Below are 8,224 nucleotides of genomic sequence, written 5' to 3'. Positions count from 1 at the left end.
AGCGGCGGGCGACGGCGAACAGCGTGTCGCCCGATCCGACCACATAGGCCTTGGCCTTGCTGGATGGACCTTTCAGCGTCTGGCCGGGCTTCAGGGCGTAGGGGGACTTCAGTTTGTTGTCATCCGCGAGCTGCTTGCGGTCGGTGCCGAGCTTGCGGGCGATGCCGTCGAGGTTGTCGCCCTTCTGCACGGTGTAGGTCTAGGGCGGCGCGTCGACCTCGACCACCTTGCCGGTGACCGTGGCGCGGGTGACCGTACGGGTCGCTGGCGCCTGCGGCCGCACGGGCGGCGCGGCGACCACGGCGGGCGGCGGCGGCGAGGTCGGGAACGGATTGTAGGTCGGCGCGGGCGAAGGTTGCGGGCGCGGGCCCTCCGGCGGCGTCGAGGGCGTCACATAGCCTGGACCGGACGGTGCAGCGGGTTCCAGCGGGCGGGCCTGGACCGGCGTCGTGGGGCGCGCCTGTGGCGCGGCGGGATCGTACTGCGGCGCAGGCGTGGCCGCCCCCTCGGGCAACCGCGTGGGAAAGTTCGGCCGCGGCGCCTCCATCTGAGTCGCCTCGAACGGCTCGTAAGACGCGCACCCAGCCAAGGCCAGAACGCCGGCCGCGACCGATGCGGCTCGAATCAGGAATTGGGTCATCGCCGCTCCTGCCAGAGAATCTGAATCACTCGGGGCGCCGTGGTTGACGGCGAGTTAAGACCGCAGAGATGGATGCTCCGCAGATGCGCTCAGAGCTCTTTGGCCACACCATCGAGCAGCGGCACGAAGCGAACCTCGGTCAATTCCTCGACCGTGATCCCGCCCGCTCCGTCGCCGGTATAGCGTTTAAGACTCTGCACAGGACCGCGACCGACGGGGGCGACCAGGATTCCCGACGGCTTGAGTTGCGCGAGAAGGGCTGTCGGCTCGTCCGGCGCCGCGGCCGTGACCATAATGCGGTCAAACGGCGCCTGCTCGCGCCATCCCTCCCCCCCATCACCGAACCGGGTGATGATATTGGTCAAGCCCAGCGTACGGAACCGCGCCTCGGCCTCGCTCATCAGCGTGCGGTAGCGTTCGACGGTGTAGACCAACCGCGCGAGCTTGGAGAGGATCGTGGTCTGGTATCCGGACCCGGTGCCGATCTCCAGCACCCGCGAGCGCGGCTTCAGGTTCAGCGCCTGGGTCATCAGGCCGACGATGAACGGCTGACTGATCGTCTGGCCGCAGGCGATCGGCAGGGCCGAATCCTCCCATGAGCGCTCGCGGAACAGATCCGGCGTGAACAGGTCGCGCGGCGTGCTCTCGATGGCGTTCAGCACCGCAGGCTCTGTGACCCCTTGCGAGCGGAGCAGGAGCACCAGGCGGGCCAGGCGTTCCTGCGGCGTGTCGTCGTCTTGGGCCATGGCGGGCGTCGTCAAAGCGATGGGGCCGGGCCGTCCAGGACCTTCTTCAAGGCCTCGACGGTGGCGGCGTGGGTAAGATCGATGTGCAAGGGCGTAACCGAGATCCGTCCCTCATAGAAAGCGCGCAGGTCGGTGCCGTCCGCAGGCTGCGAACGGAATTGCCGAAATCCGATCCAGTAATAGTCGCGACCGCGCAGGTCGGTGCGCCGCTCGGCATGGCGCACCTGCACGTCGCGGAACCCCTGGCGGGTGACCTCGACCTCGGCGGCGGCGCCCGGCTCGATCACCGGAAAGTTGACGTTCATCACGACATCCCCCGGCCAGCCCTGCGCGGTCAGACGGCGGATGATCCCGGGCGCGAAGGTCTCGGCGGGGGTGAAGAAGCCTTCCATGTCGTCGGGGCGGCCGGCCTGCGACAGGGCGATTGCGGGGACGCCCAGGGCCATGCCCTCGATGGCGCCGGCGACGGTGCCCGACATGGTCACGTCCTCGGCGATGTTGGGGCCGCGGTTGACGCCCGACAGCACCAAGTCCGGCCGATCGCCATCGATCAGCTCGTTGATCGCCAGCATCACACAGTCGGTGGGCGTGCCCGTGGCGGCGAAGCGCCTGGGGCCGACCTTGCGCACGCGGATCGGCTCGGACAGCGTCAGGGCGCGCGAGGCCCCCGACTGCTCGTATTCCGGCGCGCACACCCAGACGTCGTCGGTCAGCGAGGCGGCGATACGCTCCAGCGCCGCCAGACCCTCGGCGTGGATTCCGTCGTCGTTGGTGACCAGGATCCTCATCGCGGCGCGCCGATGTGCGTCGCGCCCGACAGATAGGGCTGCAGCACCTTCGGGACGGCGATGCGGCCATCCTCTTCCTGGTAGTTCTCCATCACCGCCACCAGGGTGCGCCCGACGGCGAGCCCCGAGCCGTTGAGCGTATGGACGTAACGGGTGCCCTTCTCACCGGCCTTCTTGGCGCGGGCGTCCATCCGCCTTGCCTGGAAGTCACCGGTGTTGGAGCACGAGCTGATCTCGCGATAACGGCCTTCCGAGGGGATCCAGACCTCGAGGTCGTAGGTCTTGCGCGCCCCGAACCCCATGTCGCCCTTGCAGAGCAGCATGGTGCGATAGGGCAATTCCAACGCCCTCAGGACGGCCTCGGCGCAACCGACCATTCGCTCGTGCTCGGCCTCGGACTCCTCGGGTGTGGTGATCGAGACTAGCTCGACCTTGTAGAACTGATGCTGGCGGATCATCCCGCGTGTGTCGCGGCCCGAAGCCCCGGCCTCGGAACGGAAGCATGGCGTCAGCGCCGTGAAGCGCATCGGCAGATCTTCCTCGGCGACGATCTGACCCATGACCAGGCTAGTCAGCGGCACTTCCGCCGTCGGGATCAGCCAGCGTCCGTCGGTGGTCTTGAAAAGGTCCTCGGCGAACTTCGGCAGCTTGTCGGTGCCGTAGGCGGCCGCGTCATTGACCATCAGCGGCGGCGAAACCTCGGTGTAGCTGTGCTGCTGGGTCTGCAGGTCGAGCATGAACTGGCCAAGTGCGCGCTCGAGCCGGGCGATCTGGCCCTTCAGGATCACGAAGCGCGCGCCGCTCATGCGCGCGGCGGCCTCGAAATCGATCAGGCCCAGCCGCTCCCCAAGGTCCACGTGGTCACGAGGATTGGCGATGGCGACGGGTTCGCCCCAGCGCCGCACCTCGACATTGTCGTGCTCGTCAGCCCCGGCCGGAACGTCGGGCAGCGGGATGTTCGGCATTTGCGAGAGCAGATCCTGCAGCGCGTCGGCCGCGGCGCGCTCAACCTCGGCTTGCTCGGCCAGCACGCCCTTGACCTGCTCCACCTCGGCCATCAGGCGCTGGGCTTCGGCTTCGTCCTTCTTGGCCTTGGCCTGGCCGATCAGTTTGGAGGCTTCATTGCGGCGGCTCTGGGCGGTCTCCAGCGCCAGCTTCGCCGCACGCAACCTGGCGTCCAGCGCGATGGCCTCAGCGGCGACGCCCGACTTGCCCTTCACGGCCCAGGCGGTCTCGTAGAGCTCGGGGTTTTCGCGAATGGCTCGGATGTCGTGCATGGATTCGCCGCGGCTCGTGGTGTCAGGCGGCCCTGTCTAGAGCGCGTCGAGGAACCGGCCAACCCTGCAGCCGCAGGGCGGAGGCGAGAATCGCTAGACCGGGACCACGCCACGGGCTTCGTCCTCGCGCCGGCGACCGCGCTCGATGAGGCGCACGCACAGGATCGAGATTTCGTAGAGCAGGATGATCGGCACCGCGAGCAGGGTCTGGCTGATCGGATCCGGCGGGGTCAGCACGGCGGCGACCACGAACACCGCGACGATCGCATAGCGGCGGCCCTGCGACAGCGCCTTTGAAGTGACGATCCCGGCCATCCCCAGCAGGCTCAGCACCACCGGCAACTGAAAGCAGAGCCCGAAGGCCAGCAACAGGGTCGTGACCAGGGTGAGGTAGTCCGAGACCTTGGGCAGCAGCTCCACGGAGATCGCACCCGCGCCGAAGATCTGCTGCGACAGCGAGAACCACAGCACGAACGGCAGGATGATGAAGTAGACGAGCGCCGCCCCCAACGCGAACAGCGCCGGCGCGGCCAGCAGGAACGGCAGGAAGGCCTTGCGCTCGCGTCGGTAGAGGCCCGGCGCCACGAAGGCGTAGACCTGCGAGGCCAGCACCGGGAAGGTCAGCACCACCGCGCCGAACGCCGCCAGCTTCAGCTTCGTGAAGAAGAACTCCAGCGGCGCGGTGAAAACCCGCTTCAGGCCCGCCCCGGCGACGCTGGGCACCTCCTTCATGCCGACCAGGGCCAGCAGCAGGTCGAACGCGCCGTGGCTGTGGCCGGCCTTCTGTGCGGCCAGCAACTGCGCGGCGATCTCGAAGGGATGCAGCAGCGCGATGTAGATCTGCTTGGAGAAGCCGAAGCAGATGGCGAAACCGATGACGATCGCCGCCACACAGACGATCAGCCGCTTGCGCAGCTCGATCAGGTGATCCAGCAGCGGCGCACGTGAGGCCTCGATCTCGGCTTCGTCGTGGTGAGGCGTGCTCACGTCGCCTTCGCCTTAGGCTTGGCGCGCGGCTTGGGCGCGGCGCTGTCTGACTTGGCTTTCGGCGCGGCGCGAACCGTCTTGGGCTTCGCCGCCGCCTCTTGCGCGACCGCCTTTGCGGCGCGGGGTTTGCGCGGCTTCGGCGCTGACGCCGGCGCCTCTGGAACAGGATCGTCGGCCGGCAATGAAGGCTGCGGCTGCGTGGTCACGCCCGACAGGCCACGCCCGAGTTCGTCGTAGATGTCGGCCATCTGGGCTTCGCTGGCGGCCAGGGAGGCGTGGTCGGCCATCTGGCCGCGGCGCATCGCCTCGACCTCGGCGCGCAGCTCGTCCAGCTCTGACTGGCGGGCCATCTCGTCGAAGCTGGCGCGGAATTCCGCCGCCATACCGCGCAGGCGGGCCATCATCTGGCCGAGCTTGCGCAGCAGCACCGGCAGATCCTTCGGCCCCACGACGATGAGGGCGACCACGGCGATCACCAGAAGTTCAGTCGCGCCAATCTCGGGAAGCATGGCCCAGGCCTAAAGAGCATGGCCGGCGCGAGCGCAAGCGCATTGAAGCGCCGCGCACGGGTCCGCCGGGAAATCAGCCGCGAACTTCGTCCTTTTCCCGCTCGGCGGCGGTCAGCGGCTTGGCCGCAGCATCGGCTTTCTCCGGCTCGTCCTTGAGGCCGTCCTTGAAGGCGCGGATGCCCTTGGCCGCGTCGCCCATGATGCCGGAGAGCTTGCCGCGTCCGCCGAACAGCAGCGCCACGACCACCAGCACGATCAGCCAATGCCAGATCGAAAATGAGCCCATCAGGCGAAACTCCTATCGCGGCGCGGCGTCCTGCGCCGCACCCGTCGTCATGGCGGCTATATAGACGCTCGCGCACGCCAGCGCCACGGCGTGCAGAGCCCTGCGGCGCGGATCGCGACAACTGACCACCAGGCGTCAGGCGTCCGATCCGTCTGCGGCGAGGTAGTCGGTGTGGAATTGCGCGGCGTCGGCGGCGTCCAGCGGGTCTTCGTCGGGATGACCGGCGGCCGGATCGGGCACGGCGAAGTCCGGCCCCATGTCGAGGGTCAGGAGGCCGGCGGCCTTCATCTCCGCGGCGCCCGGCAGGTCGACCAGGTTGGCCAGTCCGTATTGCTCCAGGAAGGCGTCGGTCGTTCCGTAGGTCACCGGCCGACCAGGCGTGCGGCGGCGTCCGCGCATGCGCACCAGGCCAAGCTCGAGCAATACGTCGAGGGTGCCCCGACTGGCCTGCACGCCGCGCACAGCTTCGATGTCGGCCCGGGTCACCGGCTGATGGTAGGCGATGATCGCCAGCGTCTCCTGCGCCGCGCGCGACAGCCGCCTCGGCTCTTCGCGCTCCAGGGTCATCAGCCAGGCAAGGTCCTGAGCTGTCTGGAAGCGCCAGCGCCCGGCGACGCAGGCCAGCTCCACGCCCCGCCCCGCATAGCGGGCCTGCAGGGCGACGAGCGCGCCCTCTACGTCCGCTCCCTGGGGCAGACGCTCGGCGAAATCGTCCAGGCCGAGTGGCCCGGCCGCGGCGAACAACAGCGCTTCGACCTCGCGCTCGGTCTGGCCCCCATTCGTCTGATCGGGATCGCTCACGCGGCGTCCCGCCGTGTGCGCAGGAAAATGTCGGCGAAGGCCTCGAGCTGGCGGGACTCCAGAGCGCCCTCCTTGACCAGTTCCAGGCTCGCCGACAGCGTCGAGGCGAGATAGGAGGCGCGGCTGGGTCCCGCGCCCCTGCCTTCCAGCGGCGCGACCCCGGCGAGCGGCGTCCAGCGCTCGAGTTCCGGCAACAGCGCACGCAGTCGCGCGCGCGCATCCTCCAGCGGATAGGCCTTGGGCGCAGCCGGCGTGTAGCGGCGGTCACGCACCCTCGTCCGCTGGCCGACATAGGCGCTCATCAAGCCATAGAGGTCGCCCTCCAATCGGGTGGAGGGGATCACCTGGATCGCCTGGGGATCGCCGCGACCGAACACGTCGCGGCCCAGGTGGGGCAGAGCGGCCAGCGCCTCGGCGGCGCGGCGCATGGCGTCCAGCTTGGCCAGGCGGAAGGCCAGCCTGGCGGCGACCTCGTCGGCCGGCGGCTCCTCAGCAGTCGGACGCTCGGGCTTCGGCAGCAGCAGTCGCGACTTCAGGTAGGCCAGCCACGCGGCCATCACCAGATAGTCCGCAGCGAGCGAAAAGCGCGCGCGCCGCGCCTGATGGACGAAGGCCATGTACTGGTCGGCAAGCTTCAGCACTGACAGCTTCAGCAGGTCGACCTTCTGGCTGCGGGCCAGCGCCAGCAGCACGTGCAGCGGGCCCTCGTAACCGTCCAGGTCGACGATCAAGGCCTCCCCCGCCTCGGCCGCGACGCCTGCGGCTTCGAAGTCGAGCTGCGGTTGGAAACCCTCGCTCATGCGGCGTAGCGCCCGTCGAAGGCGGCGTCGAACCGCGCGCGGGCCTCCTCCACGTCGAACGGTTCGGGCGCGCGTGCGATGCGGCCGAGGGCTGCGGCGGCGCGGCGTTGGGCCTTGCCGGACAGCGAACCGACGCCAGCCACCACGGCCTTCATCTCGTCCATGTCGCCGTTGCAGTGCAGGACGATGTCGCAGCCGGCGGCCAGCGACGCCTTGGCGCGATCGGTGAAATCGCCCGACAGCGCCTTCATCGACAGGTCGTCGGTCATCAGCAGGCCGTCGAAGCCAAGCTCGCCCCGAATAACCCGGCGGATCGCCTTGCGTGAGGTGGTCGCCGGGCGCTTGGCGTCGATCGCGGTGTAGACGACGTGCGCGCTCATCGCCATCGGCATGTCGGAAAGCATGCGGAACGGCGGGAAGTCACGTTCGGCGAGCTCTTCGTAGCTCGCCTCAACCACCGGCAGCGCCAGGTGGCTGTCGGACTTCGCCCGCCCGTGCCCGGGCATGTGCTTGATCACCGGCAAGACGCCGCCGGCGATAAGGCCCTCGGCGGCGGCGCGGCCCAGCAGGCCCACCGCGTCCGGCGTGTCGCCATAGGCCCGGTCACCGATGATCTCGTGGCCGCTGGGGTCGGGCACGTCGAGCACCGGGACGCAGTCGACATTGATCCCCACCGCCGCCAGGTCGTGGGCCAGCAGCCGCGCGCCCAGGCGGGTGATCTCGCGGCGCGCCAGCATGTCGTTTCCGGCCAGCTCGCCGTAGGCGCGGCCGGGCGGATAGCGCCGCCAGTGCGGCTGGCCCAAGCGCTGGACGCGGCCGCCCTCCTGGTCGATCAGCACCGCCGCGTCGGATCGGCCGATGCAGTCGCGCAAGGCCTCGACCAGCGCGCGCACCTGGTCCGGCGTGTCGACGTTGCGCTTGAAGAGGATGAATCCCCACGGACGCACGTCGCGGAAGAAGGCCTTCTCCTGCGGGGTAAGCTCCAGGCCGGAGCAGCCGAGGATGCAGGCCTGCGTCACTTGACGAAGCAGCTCTTGCCCGCCGCCTTGAGCTGCCCGCAGAAGGCCTGGGCGTCGGCGCGCGAGGCGAAGCCTGCGACCGAGGTGCGGTAGAGGGTCTGGCCGCCGCGTTGGATCGGCTCGACCCGACGTGACTTGCCGGCGATGGCGCCGGGCGCGATCCGAGCCGCATCGGCCCAGCCGCTCTCGACCTGGGCCTGCGACGAGAAGGCGCCGATCTGCACGGAGGCCGCGCCGCCGCCCGTCGCCGGAGCGGGCGTCGCCTTGGCGACCGGAGCCGCGGCGGGTGGAATCGTCTTCGCGGCAGGAGCCTTGGCGGCCGGCGCGGGGATCGGCTGTGCGGGCTTCAGCCCGGCGGCCGTCGCGGCCGG

At 69.5% G+C, this 8,224-nt stretch carries 12 protein-coding genes; all 12 read right to left on the bottom strand.

All coding sequences use genetic code 11. The annotated features are described in order from the left end of the window. Window positions 1-190 (bottom strand): LysM domain-containing protein (locus Q8M88_RS15885; RefSeq protein WP_305598130.1); only part of this gene is annotated, 190 nt, incomplete at its 3' end. 9 nt (window positions 191-199) lie between these two features. Beyond that, entirely contained in the window at window positions 200-640 is a 441-nt protein-coding gene (locus Q8M88_RS15880; RefSeq protein WP_305598129.1) for a hypothetical protein, read from the bottom strand. 89 nt (window positions 641-729) lie between these two features. Continuing rightward, the gene (locus Q8M88_RS15875) at window positions 730-1,386 is read right to left on the bottom strand and encodes a protein-L-isoaspartate(D-aspartate) O-methyltransferase (RefSeq protein ID WP_305598128.1); all 657 of its coding nucleotides are present in this window, start codon (window positions 1,384-1,386) and stop codon (window positions 730-732) included. A gap of 11 nt (window positions 1,387-1,397) precedes the next feature. Then, a complete protein-coding gene (gene surE / locus Q8M88_RS15870; RefSeq protein WP_305598127.1) occupies window positions 1,398-2,174 on the bottom strand; it encodes a 5'/3'-nucleotidase SurE in 777 nt (258 codons plus the stop codon). Then, on the bottom strand, window positions 2,171-3,451 hold the full coding sequence (gene serS / locus Q8M88_RS15865) for a serine--tRNA ligase (RefSeq protein ID WP_305598126.1): 1,281 nt from the start codon (window positions 3,449-3,451) through the stop codon (window positions 2,171-2,173). Before serS ends, surE begins: the two co-directional genes overlap by 4 nt. A gap of 93 nt (window positions 3,452-3,544) precedes the next feature. Then, window positions 3,545-4,438: a twin-arginine translocase subunit TatC gene (gene tatC / locus Q8M88_RS15860; RefSeq protein WP_305598125.1), complete on the bottom strand. Its 894-nt coding sequence runs from the start codon at window positions 4,436-4,438 to the stop codon at window positions 3,545-3,547. After that, on the bottom strand, window positions 4,435-4,947 hold the full coding sequence (gene tatB / locus Q8M88_RS15855) for a Sec-independent protein translocase protein TatB (protein WP_305598124.1): 513 nt from the start codon (window positions 4,945-4,947) through the stop codon (window positions 4,435-4,437). Before tatB ends, tatC begins: the two co-directional genes overlap by 4 nt. A 73-nt stretch (window positions 4,948-5,020) precedes the next feature. Beyond that, entirely contained in the window at window positions 5,021-5,233 is a 213-nt protein-coding gene (locus Q8M88_RS15850) for a twin-arginine translocase TatA/TatE family subunit (RefSeq protein WP_305598123.1), read from the bottom strand. Between the two features lie 135 nt (window positions 5,234-5,368). Then, the gene (scpB, locus tag Q8M88_RS15845) at window positions 5,369-6,034 is read right to left on the bottom strand and encodes an SMC-Scp complex subunit ScpB (RefSeq protein WP_305598122.1); all 666 of its coding nucleotides are present in this window, start codon (window positions 6,032-6,034) and stop codon (window positions 5,369-5,371) included. Continuing rightward, window positions 6,031-6,834, bottom strand: a complete 804-nt coding sequence (locus tag Q8M88_RS15840; RefSeq protein WP_305598121.1) for a ScpA family protein — start codon at window positions 6,832-6,834, stop codon at window positions 6,031-6,033. The genes scpB and Q8M88_RS15840 overlap by 4 nt, the downstream gene beginning before the upstream one ends. Continuing rightward, window positions 6,831-7,853, bottom strand: coding sequence for a beta-N-acetylhexosaminidase (nagZ, locus tag Q8M88_RS15835; RefSeq protein ID WP_305598120.1), 1,023 nt, complete (start codon window positions 7,851-7,853; stop codon window positions 6,831-6,833). Before nagZ ends, Q8M88_RS15840 begins: the two co-directional genes overlap by 4 nt. Then, the coding region (locus tag Q8M88_RS15830; RefSeq protein ID WP_305598119.1) for an SPOR domain-containing protein at window positions 7,850-8,224 on the bottom strand (375 nt) is incomplete at its 5' end. The genes nagZ and Q8M88_RS15830, both read right to left, overlap by 4 nt.

Source organism: Phenylobacterium sp. (genome assembly GCF_030693805.1).
Taxonomy (GTDB): domain Bacteria; phylum Pseudomonadota; class Alphaproteobacteria; order Caulobacterales; family Caulobacteraceae; genus Phenylobacterium.
Note: the sequence above shows the minus strand (reverse complement) of the source record. Positions and strands in the feature narration are given on the sequence as shown.

Bases quoted from the DNA above. Each gene is read 5' to 3' on its own strand.
- Q8M88_RS15875 (WP_305598128.1), bottom strand. From the start codon at position 1,386: ATGGCCCAAGACGACGACACGCCGCAGGAACGCCTGGCCCGCCTGGTG.
- serS (WP_305598126.1), bottom strand. From the start codon at position 3,451: ATGCACGACATCCGAGCCATTCGCGAAAACCCCGAGCTCTACGAGACC.
- Q8M88_RS15880 (WP_305598129.1), bottom strand. From the start codon at position 640: ATGACCCAATTCCTGATTCGAGCCGCATCGGTCGCGGCCGGCGTTCTG.
- Q8M88_RS15850 (WP_305598123.1), bottom strand. From the start codon at position 5,233: ATGGGCTCATTTTCGATCTGGCATTGGCTGATCGTGCTGGTGGTCGTG.
- tatB (WP_305598124.1), bottom strand. From the start codon at position 4,947: ATGCTTCCCGAGATTGGCGCGACTGAACTTCTGGTGATCGCCGTGGTC.
- Q8M88_RS15840 (WP_305598121.1), bottom strand. From the start codon at position 6,834: ATGAGCGAGGGTTTCCAACCGCAGCTCGACTTCGAAGCCGCAGGCGTC.
- surE (WP_305598127.1), bottom strand. From the start codon at position 2,174: ATGAGGATCCTGGTCACCAACGACGACGGAATCCACGCCGAGGGTCTG.